This window comes from Jeongeupia sp. HS-3, from assembly GCF_015140455.1.
GTDB lineage: Bacteria > Pseudomonadota > Gammaproteobacteria > Burkholderiales > Chitinibacteraceae > Jeongeupia.
The window spans coordinates 2,549,555-2,572,745 of record NZ_AP024094.1; the positions used below are offsets into that span (position 1 = coordinate 2,549,555).

Consider the following 23,191-nt stretch of genomic DNA (forward strand, 5'->3'; position numbering starts at 1 on the left):
CAGCTTCGCCGCCTACTGCGGCGCAAGCACGATGTCTTTGACGGTCACTGTTTTCGGAATCAGCTTCAGCTCGGCGAAACGGTCGGCAATCCGCTGCTGCTCGGCGACGACCTGGGACGTGAGCCAGGTGACCTTGAAGCTCGGCCGGCGCTGCACCATGGTCTCGAAGATGGACGCGTCGAGGCCGACGGCCTTGCCGAGGATCTGCGCGGTTTCCTTCGGTTTCTGCTCAAGGAAGTCGTCGTTGCTTGAGAGCGCGTCGAACACCGTCTGCAGCAGCTTGCCCTGACGCTCGGCAAAGGCCTTGGACGCGAGGTAGAAGCTCTGGTTGGCGACCAGCCCTTGCCCGGTGCTCAGTACCCGCGGCTTGACCGCTTTCTCGGCGGCGGCGTAATACGGATCCCAGATTGCCCATGCATCGACCTTGCCCGACTCGAACGCGGCGCGGGCGTCGGACGGCGTCAGCCATACCGGCTGGATGTCCTCCCAACGCAGCCCGGCCTTATCGACCGCGCGGATCAGCAGCCAGTGCGCGCTCGAACCCTTCTGCAAGGCGATGCGCTTGCCCTTCAGCTCGGCGAGCGTTTTGATCGGCGAATCGCTCGGCACGAGGATGGCCGACGCTTGCGGCTTCGGCGGCTCGAAGCCGACGTAGACGAGCTGGGTGCCGCCGGACTGGGCGAACACCGGCGGTGTGTCGCCGGTCATGCCGAAGTCGACCGAACCGACGTTCAGCGCCTCCAGCAGTTGCGGGCCGGCCTGGAATTCGGTCCATTTCACCGTATGCCCCTGCGCGGCGAGCTTCTTTTCCAGCAGGCCACGGCTTTTCAGCACGATGAGGTTGAGCGAGCTTTTCTGGTAGCCGATGTGCAGTTCGGCGGCTTGCGCACTGCCGGCGGCGATCAGGCCGGCGAGCACGAGCGAGACAAATTTGTTCAGCATGGCGGTCACCGTTGCGAGACCAGCGCATCCCTGACCTTGATCGGCTTCGGAATCAGCTTGAGTTCATAAAAGACGTCGGCGAGCTTCTGCTGCTCGGCGGCGACCTGCGCGGTCAGCGGCGTCACGCCATAGCGGTAGCGGGAAAGCGCCAGCTCGACCACCTCGGGCGACAGCCCCTGCTGCGGCGCGATGATCGCGGCGGCCTTGTCGCGGTTGTCCTGCAGCCAGCGCCCCTGCGCGAGCGTGTCCTCGAACAGCGCCTTGATGATTTGCGGGTTCTTCTCGGCAAAGCCGCGCTCGGCCAGGTAGAAGGCGAAGTTGTTGACCGTATCGCGACCGTCGGCGAGTACACGGGCACCGATCTGCTTTTCCGCCGCCGCGAGGAAAGGATCCCAGATCACCCATGCATCGACCGAGCCGCGCTCGAACGCCGCGCGGGCGTCGGCCGGCGGCAGAAACACCGGCTGGATGTCGCCGTACTTCAAGCCGTTCTTCTCGAGCGCCTTCACCAGCAGGTAGTGGACGTTCGAGCCCTTGTTGAGCGCGACCTTCTTGCCTTTCAGTTCGGCCACCGACTTGATGCCCGAGCCCTTGGGCACGACGATGGCCTCGGCCGCCGGCGCGGCCGGATCGTTGCCGATGTAGACGAAGCGGGCACCGGCGGCCTGGGCGAAGATCGGCGGTGCCTCGCCGACATAGCCGACGTCGATCGCGCCGACGTTCAGGCCTTCGAGCAGCTGCGGGCCGGCCGGAAACTCGACCCATTTCACGCTCGCACCCAGCGGCGCGAGTTTCTTCTCCAGCGTGCCCTGGCTCTTCTGCAGCACGAACAGGCTGGCCGATTTCTGGTAGCCGATGCGCAGCGTTTCGGCCAGTGCGGTGGTCGACAGCGTCGCGGCGGCCAGCGCGGCGATGGCGGTAACGAGCAAGCGTTTCATGGTGTTTTCCTTATCAAGTATTGGGGCACTGCGCAGCCGACAGAACCCAGCGAAGCGGTGCTGACAAGGGGCCCTTTAGGGTCCGAACGCAGACAGTACAAATTAAGTACGGCAAGCGAGCACAACGCCGTCAGCAGGGTTTTGTCGGCCGCGCTAGACGCTGATGCGCGCTTCGCGGATCTGCTGGTTCAGCTGGTCCGGGTGCAGCAGCACCTGGCCCGGATCGGGCAGGTGGGCCAGAAAGCGCGATACCGCCTGGGTGAGCCGCTGTTCGATCTCGCGCGTCAGCTCGAGATAACCGTCGTCGCGCCACGTCAGTTCGCGCTCGGTCGCGTAGATGCCGCCGACGATGTGGCGCGCCTTCAAGGAAGTGAGCACCGGCTGCAGCGCGTAATCGACCGCGAGCATGTGCGCCGGGCTGCCGCCGGTGGCCAGCGGCAGCACCGCGTGATGGTGCAGCGCGCGCTCGGGCAGCAGATCGAGCAGCAGCTTCAGCGCGCCGCTGTAGGCGGCCTTGTAGACCGGCGTCGCGACGATCAGCCCTTCGGCCTGCGCCACGGCCTTCTGGAAGGCGATCACCGCCGGGTCGTCGAACTTGCCGAACACCAGCGTTTCGGCGTCGAAATCACCAAGGGTGAAGGCGCGAATGGTGACGCCGTAGGATTCAAGCAATCGGGTGGTGCGGTTCAGCAAGCCTTGCGAGCGCGACTTGGCGCTGGGGCTGCCTGACAAAGTGACGATGGTGGCCATCGAAAGTCCTTCTGGCGTGAACGCCATTTCTTTATTAACCAGAAGGAATTTAACTTGGTTTTCTTATAACAAAAAATATCTATTGGTTTATCGCTGATAACCAGAAATTTGTTTTGCTGTCAGCCTGTCAGCCGCGCCGCTTGATCCGGAGCGAGAGCCCCCCACCCAGCTCGAAAACGGCGGAATTCACCGGAAACCGGGGTGCGGGTGGGGAGGGAAAACCCGAGAGCGCGCGCGGCCCCTGCCTGCCAAGAACACGCGAGGAGCCATCGTGACGTCGATGCGAGAGCAATGCGGCGCGCCAGCGGCGCGAGGAGATCGCGCTGGCTGGCGGCGGAGAAATCGGCAAGCGGGAAGGTTCAGGCGGCGAACCGGATTTCCCGTGCCGAGCGCAGCAGAGCGCCGGGGAAAGGCAATGCCTTGGGCTCTTGCTGCAGCGATATGCCCGGTGATGGCGCTTCATTGCTACCGTACAAAGGAAGGAGCTGGCTCAGGAGCTTGAGCCCCAACGGCCAATCCTCAAGCCCCGATTCGGCGTTGATATGGCCCAAGCCGGCGAGCTGCACGCAGCGGCTGCCCCAGTCGCGCGCCAGCGTGATCGAACGGGCCGGGCTGCACACCGGATCGTTATCGCTGGCGATCACCACACTGGCAAACGGCAGCTTGGCCGCCGGCAGCGGCAGGAAGGTCGCAAACGACGCCGGCGCATCCTCGCGGCTAACGTCGGCCGGCGCGACCAGCAGCGCACCGACCACGCGTGCGGCATGACCGGAGAGCATCGCCCAGTGGCCCAGCGTGACGCAGCCGAGGCTGTGCGCCACCAGAATCACCCGCCCCGGTGCCGCGGCGACCGTGCGTTCGAGCCCGGCGACCCAGTCGCGCGCGTTCGGCTCGTTCCAATCGTGCTGCACCACCCGGCCAAAGCCCACGTACTGCGCGCACCAGCGGCTCTGCCAGTGCGCCGGGCCCGAATCGTGCCAGCCGGGGACCACGATGATGCTGTTACCTGCGGCCAGCCAGTTCTCTATCGTATCCATCAGCCTCTCCAGCGCGGTTGATCGAGCAGGAAGCCTTGCAGCGCGTCGGCGCCGGCATCGATGGCGATCTGCTTTTGCGTTTCGGTTTCTATCCCCTCGACGACCACCTGACCGCCGAGTTCATGCAGCAATTCGACCAGCTTGGGCAAGGCCCGGCGCAGCCGCGGCGAGGTTTCGGCCTCGGCGATCAGGATGCGGTCGAGCTTGATCACATCGGGTTCGAGCTGCCACAGCCGGTCGAGGTTGGCGTGGCGGCGGCCGAAATCGTCGATGGCGATCCGGTAGCCGCGCGAGCGGTAGCTTTGCAGCGCCGCGCGGGCACGGTTGATGTCGGACTCGGCGATTTCGTCCTCGCCGATTTCGAGCACGATGCGCGACGGCTGTGAGCCCAGGCTTTCGAGGATGTCCTGGAACACCGCACCGTGGCGGTCGCTGACCTCGGTGAGCAGCTTGGGGTGCACGTTCAGGTACAGCGTCGCGGCGCGGTCGGCATGGCTGGCGTAGTTGAGCAGGTGCAGCGTGCGGCAGAGCCGGTCGAACGCCACCAGCCGGCCTTGCGACTCGGCGTGCTCGAATGCGCTGAGCGGCGGCAGGGGCTTGTGCCGCACCGACGCGCGCAACAGCGCTTCTTCGCCGATCACCCGGCCATCAACGCCATGAATCGCCTGGAATACGCTCGATAGCGACAGGCCCAGCGCGCGCACCACGACGCCGCGCGCGGCCTCGATACCGAAGCTGGCGGCTGGCCAATCTTCACGCACGCTTGCCGGCACGGGCAGACGCTTGAACCAGGATTCCAGGGGCGAATTCATCACGTTGTTCTTATATCAATCGGGGAAAAAAGAGGCCGGCGGAGCCGGCCCTGAATCAACTGCAAGAGGAGGAGACACTACAAAAGAGCAGACGGCATCCACGACACCGCTGCGACAGGTGCGATGAACAAAATCCAGCGCAGCGGTGCTGGCAAGGCGCACGAAACGAAGACAGTACGTTCAGTACGCCGAGTGAGTGCAACGCAGCCAGCAGGATTTTGTTCGTCGCACCTAAGCGGGTTGCGGGGTCAGGCGCAGATACGGCTTCACCGCGACATAGCCCTTGGGAAAGCGCCGGGCGATTTCGGCTTCGTCCTGCAAGGACGGCACGATCACCACGTCGTCGCCCTGCTGCCAGTCGGCCGGCGTTGCCACCTTGTGGTACTCGGTCAGTTGCAGCGAGTCGATCACGCGGAGGATCTCGGTGAAGTTGCGCCCGGTGCTGGCCGGATAGGTCAGCGTCAGGCGGATTTTCTTGGCCGGGTCGATGATGAATACCGAGCGCACCGTCGCCGTGGCCAGGGCGTTCGGATGAATCAGGTCGTACAGCTCGGCGACCTTGCGGTCATCGTCGGCCAGGATCGGGAAGTTGACCGTGGTCTGCTGCGTCTCGTTGATGTCGACGATCCACTTGTGGTGCGACTCGAGCGGATCAACGCTCACCGCCAGCGGCTTGACGTTGCGGCGGGCGAATTCGTCGGCCAGCTTGGCGGTCTTGCCCAGCTCGGTCGTGCATACCGGGGTGAAGTCGGCCGGGTGCGAGAACAGCACCACCCAGTGGTCGCCGGCCCAGTCATGAAAGCGGATCTCGCCTTCCGTCGACGATTGGGTGAAATCGGGGGCGGTATCGCCAAGGCGCAAGCTCATCGGTCTATCTCCATCCAGTGGAAAGCGGGCGCCGGCGGCGCCCGGGTCAAGCGGTTTAGCGTTTCGCGGCGATCGACGCCTGAATCTGGTCGAACACGCCGCCGTCCTCGAAGTAAGTCTTTTGCGTCTTGGTCCAGCCGCCGAACACGTCGTCGATATCGAACAGCTTCACGCTCGGGAACTGCTTGGCATATTTGGCCGCGACATCCTTGTCGAGCGGACGGTAGTAGTTCTGCGCGGCGAGTTCCTGGCCTTCCTTGCTGTACAGATACTTGAGGTATTCCTCGGCCACCTTGCGGGTGCCCTTCTTGTCGACGACCTTGTCGACCACCGCGACCGGCGGCTCGGCCTTGATCGACAGGCTAGGCGCGACGATGTCGTACTTGTCCGGGCCCAGCTCCTTCACCGCCAGCACCGCTTCGTTTTCCCACGCCAAGAGCACGTCGCCCTGACCGCGCTGGGTGAAGGTCAGCGTTGCGCCACGCGCACCGGTATCGAGCACCGGTACGTTCTGGAACAGCTTCTGGGTGTATTCGCGGGCCTTTTCATCCGAACCGTAGGTCTTCTTCGCCCAGCCCCACGCCGCGAGGAAGTTCCAGCGCGCGCCGCCCGAGGTCTTCGGGTTCGGCGTGATCACTTTCACGTCGCTGCGAACCAGATCGCCCCAGTCCTTGATGCCTTTCGGATTGCCCTTGCGCACTAGGAACACGATGGTCGAGGTGTACGGGCTGGCGTTGTCCGGCAGCTTCTTCTGCCAGTCCGGCTTGAGCAGCTTGGCCTTGGTCGACAGCTCGTCGATGTCGTAAGCCAGCGCCAGCGTCACCACGTCGGCTTCAAGGCCGTCGAGCACCGAGCGCGCCTGCTTGCCCGAGCCGCCGTGCGATTGCTTGATGGTCACGTCATCGCCGGTCTTTGCCTTCCAGTACTTGGCAAAGGCCTTGTTGTAGTCCTGATAGAGCTCGCGGGTCGGATCGTACGAGACATTGAGCAGCTCGACCGAGGCGGCCCAGCTGGGCGCGCTCACCGCGAAGGCCAGCGACACACTCAGAAACAATTTGCGATAAGACATGACCGGCTCCCGTTTATTTGGAATAAGAGTTAACGAGATGCAGTCTGCCAGCGATTTTTCATCGCCAGAAATAATATTGTTTTTCTAAATTAGTTTTTTTGGATATATACGTCCATGGCATGTAAGACATGGACATGACACGCCAGCCGCGGCGTCGCCACGGTATCGGGCTGCGCGCACGCGGCGTCCTTGGGCAGCTCGCCACGGCGGATCAGCACATTGCGCTCCATCTTCGACAGCGTCAGCACACCGCCGCTGCCGGCATGCTCAAGGTGCAGCAGGCAGGCGCCGCAGGTGCCCTGTGCACAACGCCACGACAAGGCCAGGCGACCGTCGCGGCCCAGTTCGCGCACCACGTCGATCAGCCGCGCGCCATCGGCGGCCTGATACACGACGACGGTATCGGCGGAATGAAAACGGAGTTCGGGCAAGGCAGGCTGGCTCTGGAATCGGACGCCCTAGTGTAGCGCCGGCTGGGCGGCAGGATGGCGGGCCACCGCTCAGCGCCGCAGTATTCCGTCGCCGGCCCACTGTTTCAGCAGGCCGGCAGCCAGCATCGGTAGCTGCGACACTTCGTCGACCCGCGTCGCGAGCCACTCGCACAAGGCGGCGAAGTCGACGCCGTCGCGCCCGATCAGCCGCAGCGCACCGGCCTCGAGCCCGGACAGCGAGCGATAGCGGGTTTCGCCGCTGGCGGCGCGCCACAGCAACCAGCTGAGCGGCTGCGACTCGGGCGCTGGCGGCGCCGCGTCGGCCTGCAGCGCCTGACACAACTGCGGGGTATTCCAGTGCAAATCCAGCAGCGCGGCGGCCGGGATCAGCCGCAGCGGCAAGCTCGCCCACTGCGCCGGCGACAGCACCGCCAGCGCGGCCTCGTCCAGCCGCGCGGCGTCGGCGGCGTCGAAACTGGCGGCGCTCGCCCATTCCCACGCGGCCAGCTCGGCCAGCATCGGCACCTCGGCATACGGCGCGGTCGCGGCCAGAAAGGCGGCCAGCCGGTCGCCGAACCAGCGGATCGAACGATGCGGCGACGGCTCGGCGGCCAGATACGCTGCGGCCAGCGCATCAAAGTCGTCATCCCCGAGCAACCGGTGCAGATTGGGATGGTTGGTCTTCAAGGCATCGCGCAGCCGCGCGCGGTAGGCGTGCCGGTACACGTTCAGCCGCGTGCCGCTGGCAAAGGCCGCGCTCTCGTTCAACAACAGCGACAACGGCGCGGCCTCATCGGCGCAAATCAGTTCGGCAAACGCCGTTTCAAGCGCACAGAGGCTGCTCATGGTGAATTCCAAGGTCGGCGGCAAGGCGGCGGGCGATGTCGAGTTCGGCGATCAGTTCGTTCAGCGGCGGGATCGCGTCGTCGCGTTCGATCATGGTGCTGACCGGGCCGAAGCGGCCCAGCGCCTCGGTATACAACTGCCAGACCGGATCGACGATGGCCGCGTCGTGGCTGTCGATCAGATGATTGCCGTGATCCTGGTGGCCGGCCAGATGAAACTGGGCGATCCGTTCGGCCGGCAGCGCCGCCAGATAGGCGTGCGGATCGAGGCCGTGGTTGCGATGGTTGACGTAGACATTGTTGAGATCGAGCAGGATCAGGCAGTCGGCCCGCTCGGCGAGCGCGGCCAGAAACTGTGCTTCCGGGTAGTCGTCGCCGCGAAAGGTCGCGTAGCTCGAGACGTTTTCGAGCAGGATGCGCCGCCCGAGCGCGTCCTGCACCTGCGCGACCCGCTCGGCCACATGCGCCAGCGCTTCGTCGGTCCACGGCAGCGGCAGCAGATCGTGCAGATTGCGGCCGGCCACGCCGGTCCAGCACAGGTGATCGGACAAGCACAAGGGCTCGACCCGATCGGCCAGCGCGCGCAGCTGGCGCAGATAGCCGCGATCGAGCGGATCGGTGCTGCCGATCGACAGCGACACGCCGTGCATCGCCATCGGGTAATCGGCGCGAATGCGCATCAGCTGTTCCAGCGGCTTGCCGCCCGGCAGCAGATAGTTCTCGCTGATGATTTCCAGCCAGTCCAGCGGCTGGGCGGCGGCATGGAAATCGGCGTAGTGCTCGCTGCGCAGGCCGAGGCCAAAACCGGCAAAGTCGGGTTTCATCGGGCGCGTTCCTCGTCGCCGGAACCGGCCATGCCCGGTAGGCAGGACATGGCCGCAGGCGGCTTTAGAGTACCTTGCCACCCTTGTCGGTACATTCCTGGGTGGTCGCGGTCGGCAGCCAGCCATGGCCTTTGCACGCGTTCTGGCCTTTGCAGCTATTGTCGGCGGTCTTGCACGACGACGTGCCTTTACAGCTGTTGATGCCGGCGCATTTGACTTCCGGCATGTTGGCGGCGGCGACGGCTTGCGGCACGGCGGCGCTCGCGAATACGGCGGCCGCGGCCGCGGCGAGGGTAGCGCCATTGATGCGGTTCATGGTGTCGATCTCCATTCGGTTAGGGCATGCGCACCTTGCGCATACCCTTTAGTCGAACAGCCTTCGTGACCCCGACTTACGCCATCGGCATGGCGGCTGTTTCCTGCTGGTTATAGCCAGCGGGCGCGTGTCCGCATGAAAAAAAACCGGCCGGAACGGCCCAAACCGCCAGACGGCAACCCTTAGCCGTCGCCGGCGGCCACCGTCCGGAAGCCCACATGCGCGGTCGGCAGATTGGCCTCTTGCGGGTGCCGCGCGGCGGCGCGGTAACGCACGCAGAAGTTCGCCGCGCACAGGAAGGAGCCGCCCTTGATCACCGCCGGCGGGCGCTTTTCCAGCGGGATGCTGGCCAGATCGACGCTGGCGAAGGGATCGCCGTTGCCGTGCGGCTGGCGTGCGCCGGTATAGGCGTCGCGCGTCCACTCCCAAACGTTGCCGATCATGTCGTAAACGCCGAAGGCATTGGCCGGATAGCAACCGACCGGCGATCGCCCCAGATGGCCATCCTCGCGGGTATTCAGGCTGGGAAACACGCCCTGCCAGAAATTGGCCTCGGGCTTGCCGGCCTTGTTGCGCGGCGCTCTATCCAGCGCCGCATCGCTGCGGCCGGCCTTGGCGGCGAACTCCCACTGCACTTCGCTCGGCAGTGTTCGGCCCAGCCAGCGGGCGTAGGCGCTGGCATCGGCCAGCGTCACCTGCACCACCGGCTGGTTGTCGCGCCCCTTGAGCGAGCTACCCGGTCCTTCCGGATGGCGCCAGTTCGCGCCCTTGGTATAGGTCCACCACGCGTACGGGCGGGCCTTGAGTTCCGCCTCTAGCGGCACCTTGAATACCGCGGCGCCGCCGTCGCGCTCGGCATCGCTGACGTAAGCGGTCGCTTTGACGAAGGCAGCGAACTGCGCGTTGGTGACTTCGGTCCGGTCGATCCAGAACGGCTTCACGTTCACCGCGCCGGCCGGGCGCTCGTCGGCGTAACCGGCGGTGCTGCCCGGCGTGAAGCTGCCACCGGCAATGCGGACCATGCCGGCGCGCGCGTCCTTGCCCCAGGCGCTCGGCAAGGCGCTGGCGCAGGATGCCGCATTCGCCGCACCGGCAAGCATCACCAGTACGGCGAATGCGAGCCTGCCTGAGTGCTGCAAGCTCGCTGACATTACTGCACCTGCAGGCCGCTGCTCGGCGCCAGAATCACGCCGTTCTTGCCCACGTAGTTCTTCCATTCACCCTTGAGTGCATTGACGATGTCCGGGCGGCTGGCGGCCAGGTCATAGGTCTCGGCGCGATCGCGCGCCAGATCGTACAGTTGCCAGGCACCCGGGCCGAGCGGTTTCTCCGACCACAACAGCTTCCAGTTGTCGCGGCGCACATAGGCGTGGCCGAACAACTCATCGGCGATGACCTCATCGGCCGCATGCACCGCAGCAGCACGGTTCTGCAACGCCGGCAGCAGCGATTTACCGGTGATCGGATTCACCGCCTTCCCCTGATAGCTCGCCCCCGGATCCTTGGCCTGCGCCAGTTCCAGCAAGGTCGGCGCGATGTCGCGCACCGTGCCAACCCGGCTGAAGGCCGGCTGCCCACCGGTCTGCTTGGGCAAGCGTGCAATCGCCGGCACCGACACACCGCCTTCGGTGCTGTTGCCCTTCCACAGCCGGAACGGCGTGGCGCCGACCTCGGCCCAGCGTTTGCCGTACTGGATGTTCGACAGCGTCTTGCCGTAATTGCCCAGGCTGTTGTCGGTGCTGGCATTGTTGGCAAAGATGCCGTTGCTGCCTTCGGCGCCGTTGTCGGACATGAAGAAGACGAAGGTGTTGTCGTACTTGCCGGTCTGCTTCAGACGGGCAATCAGCCGGCCGATGTTCCAGTCGAGGTTCTCGACCATGGCCGCATAGACTTCCATCTTGCGGGCCTCGGATTGCTTCTGTTCGGCGCTGAGCTGGCTCCACAGCGGGTTGGCGGTCGTGGCCGGCAGCAGCGGGCTGGGTTCGAAATCGGCCGGAATCACGCCCAGCGCTTTCTGCTTGGCGATCCGCGCCAGCCGGATCGCCTCGTAGCCGGCGTCGTACTTGCCCTTGTAACGATCGATGAACTCGGCCGGTGCCTGCAGCGGCCAGTGCGGCGCGGTATAGGCGGCGTAGGCGAAGAACGGTTTGCCATCGGCCTTGTTCTGATCGATGTAGGCGATCAGCTTGTCGGTGTAGAAATCGGTCGAGAAGAAGTTGGCCGGCACCTGCACGACGGCGCCGTTCTCGCGGTAGGTCACCGCATCGTAGGTCTGCGCCTTGCCGGCCACCGCGGCAAAGTGGCTGCCGCCGCCCTGCAACAGCGTGTACGACGACTCGAAGCCGCGCGCCTTGGCGCTGTGGGCCTCGTCCAGCCCCAGGTGCCACTTGCCGGCCATATAGGTGTGATAACCGGCATCCTTGAGCAAGGATGCGATCGACAGCGAGTTGTCGTTCAGATAGCCCTCGTAACCGGGCTTGCCCTGCTGATACGGCGCCAGTGCTTCGGCCATCGAACCCAGCCCGGCCAGATGATGCGTGGTGCCGGACATCAGCATCGAGCGGGTCGGCGAGCACGTGGCCGCCGAATGGAAATCGGTGAGGATGCGGCCGTCGCCGACCAGCGCATCCAGATTCGGCGTGCTGATCTCGCCGCCAAAGGCGCCCAGATCCGAATAACCCAGATCGTCGGCGAGGATCACGACGATGTTCGGCCGGGTATCGGCTTGCGGCACCGGCGTCGGGGTTGGAGCAGGCGTGGGGGCCGGCGTGGCGGCGCGATCGTCGCCACCGCCGCATGCACTCAACCCCAGTGCGATCGCGCTGACGCAAGCGAGCCGCTGCCAGCGCGACGGCTTGATGTGAAAGGTACTCATGGTGTTCCCTGCAGTCTTGTTTGGTATTGGGCAGGGAGCACCGTATCAGCGTCGCTTAATACCTAAAAAGAAGAAGTAATTTGCTTTTTATATCCAAACAAAACAAACCGGGTCAGCGTGTCAGACTTGGACTTCACGCGCCGCCAGCCAGAGCGGCAACTGGGCTGCCGGCATCGGCCGCGCCAGCAGATAGCCCTGAATCACATCGCAGCCCATCGTCGCCAGCGCGCCGCGCGCTTCGGCATGCTCGACGCCTTCGGCGACCACGGTCAGGCCGAAATGGTGCGCCAGCGTGATGGTCGAGCTGACGATGATCGCATCGGACGGGCTCGCGGCAATTTGCGAGACAAAGGCGCGGTCGATTTTCAGCGTCTGTACTGGCAAGCATTTCAGGTAGGCCAGCGACGAGTAGCCGGTACCGTAGTCATCAATGGCCAAGCGCGCGCCCAGCGCGTGGATGCGCGCCAAACACGCCAGCGCGGTATGCGGGTCTTCCATCAGCGCCGATTCGGTCACCTCGAATTCCAGCGACCCGGCCGCTACGCCGTGGCGCAGTAGCGCCGTTTCTATCGTGTCGAGCAGGCTGGCATCCAGCAGATTGCGCGCCGACAGGTTCACCGCACAGCGCAGCTGGATGCCCTGGCGCTGCCAGTCGGCCAGTTGCCGCAAAGCGGCGTCGATCACCCAGGCGGTAAGCGGGCGGATCAGTTCGGAATTCTCGGCCAGCGGAATGAACACCCCCGGCAGGATCATGCCGCGCTGCGGATGCGGCCAGCGCAGCAAGGCTTCCACGCCCTCGATACTGCCATCGCGCAAACTGAGCTTGGGCTGGTAATACAGTTCGAGCTCATTATCGCGAATCGCGTGCGCCAGCTCGCTGTACAGCGCCAGCCGCTCGCGGCTGTATTCGTCGAGGTCGGCATCGTAAACATGGTAGGGCACCCGCCGGCGCTTGGCGTCGTACATCGCCACGTCGGCGCAGCGCAGCAGCTCGTTCGCCTCCTGACCGTGTTCGGGATAAAACGCCACGCCGATGCTCGCCGTCAGCTCGAGCATCATCTCGGCCACCGGCAGCGGCAGGCCGACCCTTGCGGTCAGGCCGGCGCACAACTCGGCCACCTGATCGGCGCACAGCGCCAGCCCCGGCACCAGTACCGCCAGCTCGTCACCGCCAAGGCGTGCCACCTCGGCATTGCGGCCCAGCGCCCACAACGACAGCCGCTCGCCCAGCGCCTGCAGCACCAGATCGCCGACCCGGTGGCCGAGCGTATCGTTGATTTCCTGGAAGCGGTTCAGATCCAGCACGCACACCGCCAGCGATTGCGCCGGCGTAGCGGCGATATGCGCGTCGATACGCTGCATCAGCGCATAGCGGTTCGGCAACGAAGTCAGCGTATCGTGTGTCGCCAGAAATTCCTGCCGGGCCAGATAGCGCTTTTCTTCGGACACATCGCGAATCGCCAGGAGCTGGGCATTGCCGTGCGGCAGCGAGGCGCCGCGGATTTCAGCCTCGAAGCGCTGATCGTCACTGGTGCGACGCAGGCAGGCACCGAACTCGCCGCGCTGCCCGTCACGCATCACCGCCAGCGCGTCCCCGGAAGGCGCAAGGCCATTCGGCCCGGTCTCCAGATCGAGCAAGGCCAGTGGCGCCTGGCCGGCCAGTTGCCGTTCGTCGTCCACCCCGAGCAGCCCGCATGCCGCCGGGTTGGCGCTGCTGATCCGGCCGTTTTCGACGATCAGCAGCCCGTCATTCACGGTATCGAACAGCTCGCGGTAGAAGCGCTTGTCTTCAAGCAGCCGCTGCATCAAGCGCCGCAAGCTGGCGACGAAAAGCCCGATCACCAGGCCGTAAACCAGAAATGACGCCAGCCGCCAGCCCAGACGCTCGATCCACGGCTGGGTGTAGCGCGTCTTGGCGACGCCGAAATAGGCGACAAAGGGGAACTGCCTGGACTCGGCGAGCGCGAACACGACGCCGCCGCGCTGCTGCGCCTCCGCCAGGCACAGACCCCGGTCGGTGGTGCCGATGCCGTTGTGCACCGGCGGCAGCGGCTGCGCCTTCGCCTCGGCGTGACTGAGCACATCCGGCATGCACATCAGCGGCAGACCGTCGCTGCGGAAAATGCCGACCGCGCCGGTGCTTCGGTACATCCAGGTAGAAATACGCTGCAGATGCGTATAGGGAATCAGCGCGCCGACGATCATTTTCTTACCGTCGCGCAGGGTGTAGCGGTAGTACAGCGGCACCTGCCATTCGCCATGCCTTTGCATCGGCGCGGCGAAAGTGGCGCCGGACGAGGCCGCCAGCGTCTCGCGCAGCGTCTGCTGCACCTGCAGGCTGCCCTCCATGCGCGCACGGTCGTCGACCATCCAGACGTCGTCATCGATGATGACGAACAGCGCATTGGATTGCGGATCGAAGCTCATCGCATTGCGCAGCGCACCCATATAGTCGCTACCGCCGATCGGGCCAAGCCGGCCCTGCCACAGCAAGGCGGTCGCCACGCTGTCGATGCTGGCCTTGCTTTGTTGCAGCGTCACGCTGAAATGCGATTCAAGCATCCCCGCGGCGTTGTAGGCGCGGATCTCGGTATCTCGCCGGCTCTGCTTGTAATCGCCCCAGCTTTCCCACACCAGCAGCACCAGCGCACCGATGCACAGCATCAAGCCCAGCAGCGAAACCGTCCGCCATTCCTGGCGGGTACGCGGCGCAAAGAAGGACTGCATCATTTCCGGCCTCGCGTTCTCTAATTGATCAGATCAAGCCCGGACAAGCGGCTACCGTGTGAATGGTCAGCCCAGGATGCCATCCTTGCCGAAGATGCTCGTCGATGCAATCCATACAAGCCCGGCGTTGACCGCCAGAGGCACCATCCATCGGCTCAAGGGCGGGCCCGTACGGCAGAATCGAGTGCTTCGAGTACGCGCAAGGTTGCGCCGCGATGCTGGCCCGCAAACGCCAGACCGGCCTGCCCCATCGCCTGCCGGCGCGGGACATCGCCGAGCAAGGCGGCGGCCTCGGTCAGCAAGGCCGGCGCATCCGCGCCCTGCCAGGCCGCGCCAATCGCCTGCGCCTCGCGCGCGGCCTCAAAGAAATTGAACGTCGACGGCCCCAGCAGCACCGGGCAGCCGAGCGCGCACGCTTCGATCAGGTTCTGGCTACCGAAAGGCAGAATGGAACCGCCGATGATGGCCACATCGGCGCAGGCGTACCACGCCGCCAGCTCGCCCATGCTGTCACCGAGCAGCACGCGCGTTGCCGCCGGCAGCGGCGAGCCATCCCAGTCACGCCGGCGCAGCAGCGGCAATCCACGCGCCTCGATCAGGGCGGCAACCTCGTCGAAACGTTGTGGATGGCGCGGGACGATGAGCAGTAGCGCTTCGCGCGGCAAGGCGGCCAGCGCATCCAGCAGCAGCGCCTCTTCACCATCGCGGCTCGACGCGACCAGCAACACCGGCCGCTCACCCAAGCGCGGCCGCCACGCCCGGCCGCGCGCGACCACGGCATCGTCGGGCTGATTGTCGAACTTGAGGTTGCCGCAGACCTTGACGTGGCGCGCGCCGAGGCGCGCCAGCCGCTCGGCATCGTCCACGCCCTGCGCCAGCACCGCCGCCAGCCTGGCCAGCGCCGGCGCGATCAGCCAGCGGATGCGCGCATAACCGCGCGCCGACTTCTCCGACAGCCGCGCATTCACCAGCAACAGCGGCACGCTCGCATCGGCGCAACCGTGAATCAGGTTCGGCCATAGTTCGGTTTCCAGCAGCAGGCCGCAGCGCGGCGCAAACCTTGCCAGAAAGCGCCGCACCGCCGCCGGGGCGTCGTACGGCAGGTAAACAACGTCGGCGAAATCGCCATACAGTTCGAGCGCTGTTTCGCGCCCGGTCGGCGTCATGCAGCTCAACAGCAGCCGTACGCCCGGATCGCGCTGCCGCAATGCCCGGATCAGCGACGCGGCCGCACGCATTTCGCCCACCGAGACCGCGTGCAGCCAGTAGTCGTACCGCTGCGGCGCCGGGCCGGCGTAGCGCGCCCAGCGCTCGTCCCAGTGTTCGAGGTAGGCCGGCTGCCTTTTGGCGCGGCGGCGCAAATAGCCGCGGATCAGCGGCGTCGCCAGCCAGATCAGGCTTGAGTACAGCCAGCGGATCATCGTGCCGCCAGCCCTTGCAAGGTCGCGGCCCAGACGGTAGCCACGTCGGGCGGCGCGCCGCGCGCACCAAGATTGACCGCGTAGCTGCCGGCAAGCACGCCGGTGCGATCGGGGTCGGAGGCGCAGAAGATCGCCACCACCGGCGTCGCCACCGCCGCGGCCAGATGCGCCAGGCCGGTATCGACGCCGACCACCACGCGCGCATCGGCCAGCAGGCGTGCCGCCTCGGTCAAACCCAGCCGCGGCGCGACCACGGCGCTCGGCAGCGTTTGCGCCAGCCGCTCGGCGCGAACCCGCTCGGGCTCGCTGCCCCACGGCAGCACGCACGCCAGTCCTTCGGCCGCCAGCCTCAGCCCCAAGGCGGTCCAGTTCGGCTCGGCCCACTCCTTGTCGGCGCGGCTGGTCGCGGTCAGCAATACCGCGTAGGCGCCGGCCGGACGCCACGGCAGATCCAGCGGCGGAACGGCCAGACCGTAATCGGGCGGCGTATCGATGCGGTAATCGAAGGCGCCGGCAAACAGCAGCCGGGCCCGTTCGATCGCGTGCAGGTTTTTGGCGACGCCATGGCACTCGGTATAGCTCAGTGCAGCCAGCGATTCGCGCGCGCTGTGGCGGTCGTAGCCGGTCACCGGCGCGCCGGCCAGCCGCGCCACCAGCGCACTCTTGATCAGCCCCTGCGCGTCGATCACGCGATCGTAGCCCGGCTCGGCAAGCGCCCGGCGCAACGACGCCACCTCGGCATGCGTGCTCGCCGCCAGCGGCGACCGGCGCCAGCGGCGCAAGGCAAACGGAATCACCCGCTCGACCGCCGGATGCAAACGCGGCAGTTCGGCAAAGCCTTCTTCGACCACCCAATCGAGGGTCGTGCCCGGTCGGGCACGGGCCAGATCGGTCAGCGCCGGCAAGGTATGAATGATGTCGCCCATCGAAGACAGGCGCACAAGAAGCAATTTCGACATGGCCGGCATTGTAGAGGCTGTAAGCTCGGGCTGCACCCCGGCATTGTCTACACTGGTGCCAGACACCGTCACAGGAGCGCAGCCATGACCGAAAGCTGGACCGCCTTCGCCTGGGGCGTCGCCGCGCTGGGCTGGCTGGCCGCCTTGATCCTGCTGCTCGTCTGGCAACGGGCCCGCGCCCGCAGCGCGCCCGAGGCCGCACCGGCACACGGCGGCATCGATTTCTTGAGCCAGTTGTCCGATCGCACCCGCTTTCTCGACGCCGCCGCGCGTGAAGTCAATCGCAGCCAGCGCGCCGGCCACCCGCTCTCGGTCATGTTGATCGATATCGGCCGGCTGCGCTGGTTCAATCAGCATTACGGCTACGACGCCGGTGACCGGCTGCTGCGCCATGTGGCCGCCGCCTGTCTGCACAGCGGGCGTGATTGCGATCTGGTCGGCAGGTTTTCGCACAAGGAATTTGCCGTGATGCTGCCCGATACCACGCGCGACGATGCGCAGATCGCCGCCGCACGGCTCGAAACGGCCATTGCCTCCAGCTCGATCACGCTCAAGGACGGCCGTGTGGTCTCGGCAAGCATCGCGATCGGTGTCGCCGCGCTGGAACGCGAAACCGACACCGCCGACGATCTGCTGATCGCCGCCGATCTGGCGCTGACGCGCATCGGCGACAGCCGAGCCACCGAAACCTAGTTGGATGTCATCGTCACTACAGGAGGCAGCATGCGCGCTAAATATGTTGTGGTTTCCGGGGCACTCTTTGGTGCCATCGCGGTGATTCAAGCCGTACGGGCCTTGAATCAATGGCCGGTGCATATCGGCAGCCTCGAGATCCCGGTCTGGGCGTCGTGGCTCGCTGCGCTTGTCGCCGGCAGCCTTTGCGTGTGGGCGTTTCGCTCCAGAGGCGACTAAGAACCTGTTCACGATCTGTCGCCCCTTGCCGCCAGCGCGGTCGGGCTTGGGCATTCGGCAGCGGCAAACGAAAAGGGCCGGCAAAAGCCGGCCCAGATTCGATCAAACACTCAGCCGATTTACGCGCCGGTGTAACGCAGGTTGACGAACCACATCCGCCCGCCGGTGTTGTAGCCACGCGCCAGTTCGTAATCGCGATCAAACGCGTTCAAGAGCTGGGCGCCGGCGCTCCACTGCTTGGCGATCTGATAATCAAGGCCCAGATCGAGCTTGCCGTAACCGGCCAGCGGCTTGGTGTTGGCCAGATCGTCGTAACGCTGGCCGGCGGCTTGCCAGTTGGCATTCCAGCGCCAGTCGCCGATGGTTTGCGCCACGCTGGCGCCACCGTAGACCTTGGCCCGGCGTGCCAGCTGCTTGCCGGTGTCTTCGTTTTCCGGATCCTGCCAGGTCACATTGGCGGCCAGTTCGAACGCACCGAGCAGACCACTGCCGTTCAGCGTCAGGCCGCGAATGCGCGCGGCGTTGACGTTCTCCGGCGTGTAATTGGCATTCAGCGTGATCAGGTTGTCGATCTGGTTGTAGAACGCCGTCGCATCGGTTTTCCAGCTACCATTTTGCCAGCGCAGGCCACCGTCGACCGACTTGCCTTCCTCGGGCTTGAGGTTGGGGTTCGACGCCGGCGCGAAACCCGGCCACGACGGGTAGTACAGATCGACGAACGACGGCACGTGGTAGCTGGTGCCGGCATTGGCGAACAGCTGCCAGCCATCGATAAAGCGCCATGCGTAACCAACACCGCCGGTGGTCTTGCCGCCGAACTGGCTGTTGTCGTCGTAACGCACATTGCCTTGCAGGTGATGCGGGCCGAAATCATTTTGCCAGCCGGCCTGCACCGAGCTGTTGTAGCGCGTAGTCTGGTCGTACTTGGTGGTCGAGCTATCGAGCGACTCGCGCAGGTATTCGGCGCCGAGCAGCCACTGACCAATATCGCTCTTGAGAATGTTGGTCCACTGGAACTGCTGCTGCGTGGTCGCGGTATTGCTCGGGTAGCTGCTTTTGGTCACGTAGCGATCGCGGCCGATCCCGGCGAGCACATTGCTCTGCCAGAAGTCGTTGACCTTGACGTTGGCATAGGCCGCGCCGGTCGACTGGGTGCGATGGCTGAGCGGATCCTTATCGAACTTGCCGCCATCGTATTCGGCCTGGGTATCGACATAGGTGCCGCGTACGCCGACTTCGACATTGTCGCCGAAGAAGTGGCTCAGATTGGCGTTGGCGCTGCGCTGACGCCAGGCATCGTCGTCCGCTTCGTAATAGCTGCTGGTCGGCTTGGTCAGGTTGAAACCATCGCTGTTGTGCGCATCGACCGCCACCGAGAAACGCGTATCGCCGACCACGCCGCCGACATTGGCGCTGCCGCCGAAAGTGCGATCGCTGCCGACATCCACGCTGGCGCTACCGCTTGGCGCGCCCTTGCCGCTCTTGGTGAAAATCTGCACCACACCGCCGACCGCGTCGGCACCGTACAGACCCGAGGCCGAACCGCGGACGATTTCGATCCGTTCGATCATCGATACCGGGATGGTGTCGAAGGCGCTGGAGCCATCGGCGCCCGGCGCCAGGCGCTGGCCGTCGAGCAATACCAGCGTCTGGTTGCCGTTGGCACCGCGCAGATACAGGCTGGCCGGCTGGCCAAGGCCACCGGTACGGGCAAATTCGACACCCGGCACGCGCGACAGCACCTGACCGAGCGACTGGCTGCCGGCTTGCTGCAGCTCTTTGGCGGTGATCACCGTGGTATCGCTGGACAGCGACGAGCGCGGCGCGGCCATGCGGGTCGCGGTGACGATGACCGGGTCGGCTTCAAAACTGGGAACATCGGCCGCACAGGCGAAACCGGCGGACAGGAACAGCGGCAGGCACCGCAGGGTAAATCTGGCTTGCAACATCACACACTCCGTAGCGTTCGCCCCACGCGAACGCGCCGGGTGGCCGGATGGCCACCCATAGACTTGGCAAAACAACGGTAGAGCACGCGATGAAGCACGGCGCGAGGACGCCGCGAACCACGATGGCCGCACCCCGGGCCCTCCGTTTCGTTGAACTCGACAGGCCGGTCTCCGGGCTCATCGCTCCAGCGCCCGCCTTCCCGTTACGTGAACAGTGGCGTGATAGGCGCTTTTCAATGCGATTTACCGTTGCGGGGGCAGCTCAGGGCTTGGCGCTTGATCAAAAACGCGTCACCTGATTCCCGTTTCATCCGCCCTTACGGGCAGACACCTGTGCGGTTGCGCGCGGATTGTAGCATGCACGAGGCATACACCGATCGCATGCCGTCTACACTGAAAGCCACACACGGAGGAAACCCGCATGGCCATCACCCCACTGGGCGAGCGCGTCGAAACCTACGAAACCGGCGGCCTGCACAAATATCTGGATTCGATCCAGGCCGCGCTCGATTACACGCTGATCAAGCGCGATAGCAGTGACGGCCCGATGTACGAACTCTGGGATGCCGCCTACACCGGGCTAGCCGATGCGGCGAGTTCGCGCGCACCGGCCGATATCGCCGCAGCGCGTGCCCGGCTTTGCGAAGCCATAGGTGTGGCGTTGCGCAGCTGAACAGCCACCCACGAACCGTCGCCAGCGATGCCCGGCTGCGGCGTGAGCGGGTTCTGAGCCCGGCGCGACCGTGCTAGCCTGTCGGCTTCATCGCTTTCAAACGTGTCTCCGCCATGTCCAGGATCAATGCCGAACTCACCGCCGCCGCCCTCGCGCACCAAAACACGCTGACCAAGCCACCGGGTAGCCTCGGCCGGCTGGAAGATCTGGCGGTGTGGTTCGCCGCGCGCCTGGGCAATGTGGCACCAGCACGGTTGATGCCGGCCATCGTCGTCTTCGCCGCCGATCATGGCGTCGCCGCCGAGGGCGTCTCGGCCTTCCCGATGGAGGTCACCGGGCAGATGGTCAGCAACTTCGTCAACGGCGGCGCCGCGATCAATGTGCTGGCGCGTGAAGCCGGCGCGGCACTCAGCGTGGTCGACGTCGGCGTGGCGCATGACTACCCGCATCCGGCTCGGCAGATTGCCCCCCTGTTCCGCACGCCGGTCGCTCGCGGCACGCGCAACCTGCGGCGCGAGGCGGCGATGAGCGTCGCCGAATGCACGCTGGCATGGAATATCGGCCGCGAAACCGCGCTTGAAGCGATCAGCCGCGGCAAGAACCTGCTGATCGGCGGCGAAATGGGCATCGCCAATACCACCGCCGCGGCCTGCCTTGCCGTCGCGCTCACCGGCGTCAGCCCCGATGATGCGGTCGGTAACGGCACCGGCATCGACGATGGTCGCCGCGTCCACAAGGTGGCCGTAGTGGCCGAGGCGGTCGAACGCGCCCGCAAAGCCGGCACCAGCAATCCACGCGAATGGCTGGCCGAAGTCGGCGGCCTCGAAATCGCCGCGCTGGCCGGTTTTTACACCGCCGCCGCCCATGCCGGCGTACCGGTGCTGCTCGACGGCTTTATCAGCACCGCCGCCGCGCTGGTCGCGGTGCGCGATGATCCGTCGGTGGGCGAATGGCTGCTTGCCAGCCATGCCTCGCAAGAGCGCGGCCATCGTGCGCTGCTGACGGCACTGAATCTTGAGTCGCTGGTCGACCTGCGCCTGCGTCTTGGCGAAGCCAGCGGCGCGGCGCTGGTATTGCCGCTGCTGCAAAGCGCGCTGGCGCTGCACCGCGATATGGCGACCTTCGCCAGCGCCGGCGTCAGCGATAAAGCCGACCAATGAGTACCGCCTTCCGGCTGACCTTGCTGCGCCACGGCGCGACGCTGGCGCCGGGAGGGCTCGGCCAGCACGACGCGGCGCTCTCGCCGCTAGGCCACTCGCAACTTGAGGCGCGCTGGGCAGCACTGAACGGCACAGATCCGATCCGCGCCGTCGCCAGCTCCGATCTGCAGCGCTGCCGCGATTTTGCTGAAATCGCCGCCAGCCGCGACACGCTCCCGTGTCGCATCGACGCCGGTTTTCGCGAGCTCGATTGCGGCCGTCTCAACGGCGTGCGCGCCGATGCACTCGTCGACGGCGATGCGCTGTCCTACCGGCGCTGGCAGCACGACCCCGCCGATGGTCTGGCCGGTGGCGAAAGCTGGGCCGTCTTCACCGCACGCATCGACGCCGCGCTGCAACGCTGGCTGGTCGCCGGCGCCGATGGTCATCATCTGCTGCTGACGCACGGCGGCGTGATCAAGGCGCTGCTGCTGCACTGGTTCGGCCTGCCACCAAACCGCCACGGCCAATTCTGGCCCGGCCACGCCGGCCATGTCAGCGTCTGGTGGGATGCCGCCTATCCACCGGTGCTGCTCGCCTTTGATGCGGAGCCGCCACGATGATCGGCTTCGACTGGCGCCGCCCGGTGCTCGCGCTGCAGTTCCTCACCCGGCTACCCACGCCGCACGTGGCCGACTTCAAGCCCGAGCTGCTCGCCGGCACGGTCGGCTGGTTTCCGGCGGTCGGGCTGTTGATCGGCGTGTTGCTGGCCGTTCCGCTGGCGCTGCTGGCACCGGTACAGCCGTGGCTGGCCGCACTGGTCGGGCTGATCATCTGGACATGGGTCACCGGCGGCCTGCATCTGGACGGTCTGGCCGACATGGCCGACGGCCTCGGTGCCTCGCACCGCGATCCGGCGCGCTTTCTGGCCGTACTCAAAGACCCGCACTTGGGCAGCTTTGGCGTGCTGGTGCTGATCATCCAGTGCGCCGCCAAGCTGATCCTGCTGATGCTGATCGCCCGCATCGGCCACTGGTGGTTGCTGATCCTCGCGCCGGCCTGGGCGCGCTGGGGCGTGTTCTTCTGGCAGACGCTGCCGCCGCTGGCTCCCGGCATGGCCGAGCAGTTCGGCTGGCAGCGCGGCAACGCCGGCTGGTTCTGGACCGGCCTGCTGGTGGCGATCTCGTTCTTGCTCGCCCCGCCGCTGCTGGTTGCACCACTCCTGGTGTGGGCGTATCGCCGCTGGTTGCTCAAACGGCTGGGTGGCGTCAGCGGCGACTGCCTCGGTGCCGGGATCGAATTGCTTGAATCGGCACTCTTGCTGATCGGCGCGCTGGTCGTGCTGTTGTACAGCGTGCCGGTATAATCGGCTTATCACATCGGATAACCCACCATGAAAATCGTTCGCATCATCGAAGTCTGGGAAAAAGGTCTGGATGGCGGCCTTGTCGGCAACATCGCGCTGGCCGATACGCTTTCAGCGACATTCCTGCTTGGCCTTTTTGCCAAGGAACAGAAAAAGCCCGACCCCCACATGCTGCTCTCCTACATCCTCAACGATGCCCACGTCGCCGCCTTGCAGCCGTACTCCCCCGAGCTCCTTGACCCGGCGCACTTTGACTACATCCTCAGCGCACACGGCGAGCCGGATTACTGAGCATAGTGCCGATGAGTACGGGACCGAGTTTGTTCAGCGCAACAAAGC

Annotated in this window: 24 protein-coding genes and 1 riboswitch; of the genes, 7 read left to right on the forward strand and 17 right to left on the reverse strand. The window is 65.5% G+C overall.

What is annotated here, in order from left to right; genetic code table 11:
• Nucleotides 1-12: 12 nt before the first annotated feature.
• The 16 genes from JLC71_RS12190 to waaC all read right to left on the reverse strand — a co-directional run bounded on the left by JLC71_RS12190 (nucleotide 13) and on the right by waaC (nucleotide 16,813).
• A complete protein-coding gene (locus tag JLC71_RS12190; protein ID WP_200915737.1) occupies nucleotides 13-942 on the reverse strand; it encodes a sulfonate ABC transporter substrate-binding protein in 930 nt (309 codons plus the stop codon).
• Between the two features lie 5 nt (nucleotides 943-947).
• Nucleotides 948-1,880: a sulfonate ABC transporter substrate-binding protein gene (locus JLC71_RS12195; protein WP_200915738.1), complete on the reverse strand. Its 933-nt coding sequence runs from the start codon at nucleotides 1,878-1,880 to the stop codon at nucleotides 948-950.
• 153 nt (nucleotides 1,881-2,033) lie between these two features.
• Nucleotides 2,034-2,630, reverse strand: a complete 597-nt coding sequence (gene ssuE / locus JLC71_RS12200; RefSeq protein WP_200915739.1) for an NADPH-dependent FMN reductase — start codon at nucleotides 2,628-2,630, stop codon at nucleotides 2,034-2,036.
• A 359-nt stretch (nucleotides 2,631-2,989) separates the two neighbouring features.
• Nucleotides 2,990-3,667, reverse strand: a complete 678-nt coding sequence (locus JLC71_RS12205) for an RBBP9/YdeN family alpha/beta hydrolase (protein WP_200915740.1) — start codon at nucleotides 3,665-3,667, stop codon at nucleotides 2,990-2,992.
• The gene (locus tag JLC71_RS12210; protein ID WP_200915741.1) at nucleotides 3,667-4,479 is read right to left on the reverse strand and encodes an EAL domain-containing protein; all 813 of its coding nucleotides are present in this window, start codon (nucleotides 4,477-4,479) and stop codon (nucleotides 3,667-3,669) included. The genes JLC71_RS12205 and JLC71_RS12210 overlap by 1 nt, the downstream gene beginning before the upstream one ends.
• Before the next feature lie 231 nt (nucleotides 4,480-4,710).
• Complete coding sequence (locus JLC71_RS12215) at nucleotides 4,711-5,346, reverse strand: peroxiredoxin (RefSeq protein WP_200915742.1); 636 nt, start codon at nucleotides 5,344-5,346, stop codon at nucleotides 4,711-4,713.
• A gap of 55 nt (nucleotides 5,347-5,401) precedes the next feature.
• Nucleotides 5,402-6,415, reverse strand: coding sequence for a sulfate ABC transporter substrate-binding protein (locus tag JLC71_RS12220; protein ID WP_200915743.1), 1,014 nt, complete (start codon nucleotides 6,413-6,415; stop codon nucleotides 5,402-5,404).
• Nucleotides 6,416-6,504: 89 nt separating this feature from the next.
• Nucleotides 6,505-6,846 (reverse strand): ferredoxin, encoded by a 342-nt coding sequence (locus JLC71_RS12225; RefSeq protein WP_200915744.1) that lies wholly within the window; start codon nucleotides 6,844-6,846, stop codon nucleotides 6,505-6,507.
• 69 nt (nucleotides 6,847-6,915) lie between these two features.
• Nucleotides 6,916-7,692, reverse strand: coding sequence for an HvfC/BufC family peptide modification chaperone (locus JLC71_RS12230; protein ID WP_200915745.1), 777 nt, complete (start codon nucleotides 7,690-7,692; stop codon nucleotides 6,916-6,918).
• Nucleotides 7,670-8,515: an MNIO family bufferin maturase gene (gene bufB, locus JLC71_RS12235; protein WP_200915746.1), complete on the reverse strand. Its 846-nt coding sequence runs from the start codon at nucleotides 8,513-8,515 to the stop codon at nucleotides 7,670-7,672. Before bufB ends, JLC71_RS12230 begins: the two co-directional genes overlap by 23 nt.
• Before the next feature lie 64 nt (nucleotides 8,516-8,579).
• Nucleotides 8,580-8,831, reverse strand: a complete 252-nt coding sequence (gene bufA2, locus JLC71_RS12240) for a BufA2 family periplasmic bufferin-type metallophore (RefSeq protein ID WP_200915747.1) — start codon at nucleotides 8,829-8,831, stop codon at nucleotides 8,580-8,582.
• A 182-nt stretch (nucleotides 8,832-9,013) separates the two neighbouring features.
• Nucleotides 9,014-9,982, reverse strand: a complete 969-nt coding sequence (locus tag JLC71_RS12245) for a formylglycine-generating enzyme family protein (protein WP_236250881.1) — start codon at nucleotides 9,980-9,982, stop codon at nucleotides 9,014-9,016.
• Nucleotides 9,982-11,706, reverse strand: coding sequence for an arylsulfatase (locus tag JLC71_RS12250; RefSeq protein ID WP_200915749.1), 1,725 nt, complete (start codon nucleotides 11,704-11,706; stop codon nucleotides 9,982-9,984). The genes JLC71_RS12245 and JLC71_RS12250 overlap by 1 nt, the downstream gene beginning before the upstream one ends.
• A 120-nt stretch (nucleotides 11,707-11,826) precedes the next feature.
• Nucleotides 11,827-14,436, reverse strand: a complete 2,610-nt coding sequence (locus tag JLC71_RS12255) for a putative bifunctional diguanylate cyclase/phosphodiesterase (protein WP_200915750.1) — start codon at nucleotides 14,434-14,436, stop codon at nucleotides 11,827-11,829.
• 152 nt (nucleotides 14,437-14,588) lie between these two features.
• Complete coding sequence (waaA, locus tag JLC71_RS12260; RefSeq protein WP_200915751.1) at nucleotides 14,589-15,854, reverse strand: lipid IV(A) 3-deoxy-D-manno-octulosonic acid transferase; 1,266 nt, start codon at nucleotides 15,852-15,854, stop codon at nucleotides 14,589-14,591.
• Nucleotides 15,851-16,813 (reverse strand): lipopolysaccharide heptosyltransferase I, encoded by a 963-nt coding sequence (waaC, locus tag JLC71_RS12265; protein WP_200915752.1) that lies wholly within the window; start codon nucleotides 16,811-16,813, stop codon nucleotides 15,851-15,853. The genes waaA and waaC overlap by 4 nt, the downstream gene beginning before the upstream one ends.
• 84 nt (nucleotides 16,814-16,897) lie before the next feature.
• Between waaC and JLC71_RS12270 the strand changes: the two genes are divergently transcribed.
• Nucleotides 16,898-17,506, forward strand: a complete 609-nt coding sequence (locus JLC71_RS12270) for a GGDEF domain-containing protein (RefSeq protein ID WP_200915753.1) — start codon at nucleotides 16,898-16,900, stop codon at nucleotides 17,504-17,506.
• Nucleotides 17,507-17,536: 30 nt separating this feature from the next.
• A complete protein-coding gene (locus tag JLC71_RS12275) occupies nucleotides 17,537-17,725 on the forward strand; it encodes a hypothetical protein (RefSeq protein ID WP_200915754.1) in 189 nt (62 codons plus the stop codon).
• 119 nt (nucleotides 17,726-17,844) lie between these two features.
• Here JLC71_RS12275 and JLC71_RS12280 read toward each other — a convergent pair whose 3' ends face one another.
• Nucleotides 17,845-19,674, reverse strand: coding sequence for a TonB-dependent receptor domain-containing protein (locus tag JLC71_RS12280; protein ID WP_200915755.1), 1,830 nt, complete (start codon nucleotides 19,672-19,674; stop codon nucleotides 17,845-17,847).
• A gap of 145 nt (nucleotides 19,675-19,819) precedes the next feature.
• Nucleotides 19,820-20,024, reverse strand: a riboswitch (cobalamin riboswitch).
• A 71-nt stretch (nucleotides 20,025-20,095) separates the two neighbouring features.
• Here JLC71_RS12280 and JLC71_RS12285 point away from each other — a divergent pair.
• The 5 genes from JLC71_RS12285 to JLC71_RS12305 all read left to right on the forward strand — a co-directional run bounded on the left by JLC71_RS12285 (nucleotide 20,096) and on the right by JLC71_RS12305 (nucleotide 23,143).
• Nucleotides 20,096-20,347 (forward strand): hypothetical protein, encoded by a 252-nt coding sequence (locus JLC71_RS12285; RefSeq protein WP_200915756.1) that lies wholly within the window; start codon nucleotides 20,096-20,098, stop codon nucleotides 20,345-20,347.
• Nucleotides 20,348-20,460: 113 nt separating this feature from the next.
• The gene (cobT, locus tag JLC71_RS12290) at nucleotides 20,461-21,507 is read left to right on the forward strand and encodes a nicotinate-nucleotide--dimethylbenzimidazole phosphoribosyltransferase (protein ID WP_200915757.1); all 1,047 of its coding nucleotides are present in this window, start codon (nucleotides 20,461-20,463) and stop codon (nucleotides 21,505-21,507) included.
• Nucleotides 21,504-22,109 (forward strand): histidine phosphatase family protein, encoded by a 606-nt coding sequence (locus tag JLC71_RS12295; RefSeq protein ID WP_200915758.1) that lies wholly within the window; start codon nucleotides 21,504-21,506, stop codon nucleotides 22,107-22,109. Before cobT ends, JLC71_RS12295 begins: the two co-directional genes overlap by 4 nt.
• Nucleotides 22,106-22,852, forward strand: coding sequence for an adenosylcobinamide-GDP ribazoletransferase (gene cobS, locus JLC71_RS12300; RefSeq protein ID WP_200915759.1), 747 nt, complete (start codon nucleotides 22,106-22,108; stop codon nucleotides 22,850-22,852). Before JLC71_RS12295 ends, cobS begins: the two co-directional genes overlap by 4 nt.
• A 27-nt stretch (nucleotides 22,853-22,879) precedes the next feature.
• Entirely contained in the window at nucleotides 22,880-23,143 is a 264-nt protein-coding gene (locus tag JLC71_RS12305; protein WP_200915760.1) for a hypothetical protein, read from the forward strand.
• Nucleotides 23,144-23,191 lie beyond the last annotated feature (48 nt).

Bases quoted from the DNA above. Each gene is read 5' to 3' on its own strand.
- JLC71_RS12255 (WP_200915750.1), bottom strand. From the start codon at position 14,436: ATGATGCAGTCCTTCTTTGCGCCGCGTACCCGCCAGGAATGGCGGACG.
- JLC71_RS12270 (WP_200915753.1), top strand. From the start codon at position 16,898: ATGACCGAAAGCTGGACCGCCTTCGCCTGGGGCGTCGCCGCGCTGGGC.
- JLC71_RS12305 (WP_200915760.1), top strand. From the start codon at position 22,880: ATGAAAATCGTTCGCATCATCGAAGTCTGGGAAAAAGGTCTGGATGGC.
- bufB (WP_200915746.1), bottom strand. From the start codon at position 8,515: ATGAAACCCGACTTTGCCGGTTTTGGCCTCGGCCTGCGCAGCGAGCAC.
- JLC71_RS12195 (WP_200915738.1), bottom strand. From the start codon at position 1,880: ATGAAACGCTTGCTCGTTACCGCCATCGCCGCGCTGGCCGCCGCGACG.
- bufA2 (WP_200915747.1), bottom strand. From the start codon at position 8,831: ATGAACCGCATCAATGGCGCTACCCTCGCCGCGGCCGCGGCCGCCGTA.
- JLC71_RS12245 (WP_236250881.1), bottom strand. From the start codon at position 9,982: ATGTCAGCGAGCTTGCAGCACTCAGGCAGGCTCGCATTCGCCGTACTG.
- JLC71_RS12280 (WP_200915755.1), bottom strand. From the start codon at position 19,674: ATGTTGCAAGCCAGATTTACCCTGCGGTGCCTGCCGCTGTTCCTGTCC.
- JLC71_RS12205 (WP_200915740.1), bottom strand. From the start codon at position 3,667: ATGGATACGATAGAGAACTGGCTGGCCGCAGGTAACAGCATCATCGTG.
- JLC71_RS12230 (WP_200915745.1), bottom strand. From the start codon at position 7,692: ATGAGCAGCCTCTGTGCGCTTGAAACGGCGTTTGCCGAACTGATTTGC.
- JLC71_RS12250 (WP_200915749.1), bottom strand. From the start codon at position 11,706: ATGAGTACCTTTCACATCAAGCCGTCGCGCTGGCAGCGGCTCGCTTGC.
- cobT (WP_200915757.1), top strand. From the start codon at position 20,461: ATGTCCAGGATCAATGCCGAACTCACCGCCGCCGCCCTCGCGCACCAA.
- cobS (WP_200915759.1), top strand. From the start codon at position 22,106: ATGATCGGCTTCGACTGGCGCCGCCCGGTGCTCGCGCTGCAGTTCCTC.
- waaC (WP_200915752.1), bottom strand. From the start codon at position 16,813: ATGTCGAAATTGCTTCTTGTGCGCCTGTCTTCGATGGGCGACATCATT.
- JLC71_RS12285 (WP_200915756.1), top strand. From the start codon at position 20,096: ATGGCCATCACCCCACTGGGCGAGCGCGTCGAAACCTACGAAACCGGC.
- ssuE (WP_200915739.1), bottom strand. From the start codon at position 2,630: ATGGCCACCATCGTCACTTTGTCAGGCAGCCCCAGCGCCAAGTCGCGC.
- JLC71_RS12220 (WP_200915743.1), bottom strand. From the start codon at position 6,415: ATGTCTTATCGCAAATTGTTTCTGAGTGTGTCGCTGGCCTTCGCGGTG.
- JLC71_RS12210 (WP_200915741.1), bottom strand. From the start codon at position 4,479: ATGAATTCGCCCCTGGAATCCTGGTTCAAGCGTCTGCCCGTGCCGGCA.
- JLC71_RS12295 (WP_200915758.1), top strand. From the start codon at position 21,504: ATGAGTACCGCCTTCCGGCTGACCTTGCTGCGCCACGGCGCGACGCTG.
- JLC71_RS12215 (WP_200915742.1), bottom strand. From the start codon at position 5,346: ATGAGCTTGCGCCTTGGCGATACCGCCCCCGATTTCACCCAATCGTCG.
- JLC71_RS12190 (WP_200915737.1), bottom strand. From the start codon at position 942: ATGCTGAACAAATTTGTCTCGCTCGTGCTCGCCGGCCTGATCGCCGCC.
- waaA (WP_200915751.1), bottom strand. From the start codon at position 15,854: ATGATCCGCTGGCTGTACTCAAGCCTGATCTGGCTGGCGACGCCGCTG.
- JLC71_RS12275 (WP_200915754.1), top strand. From the start codon at position 17,537: ATGCGCGCTAAATATGTTGTGGTTTCCGGGGCACTCTTTGGTGCCATC.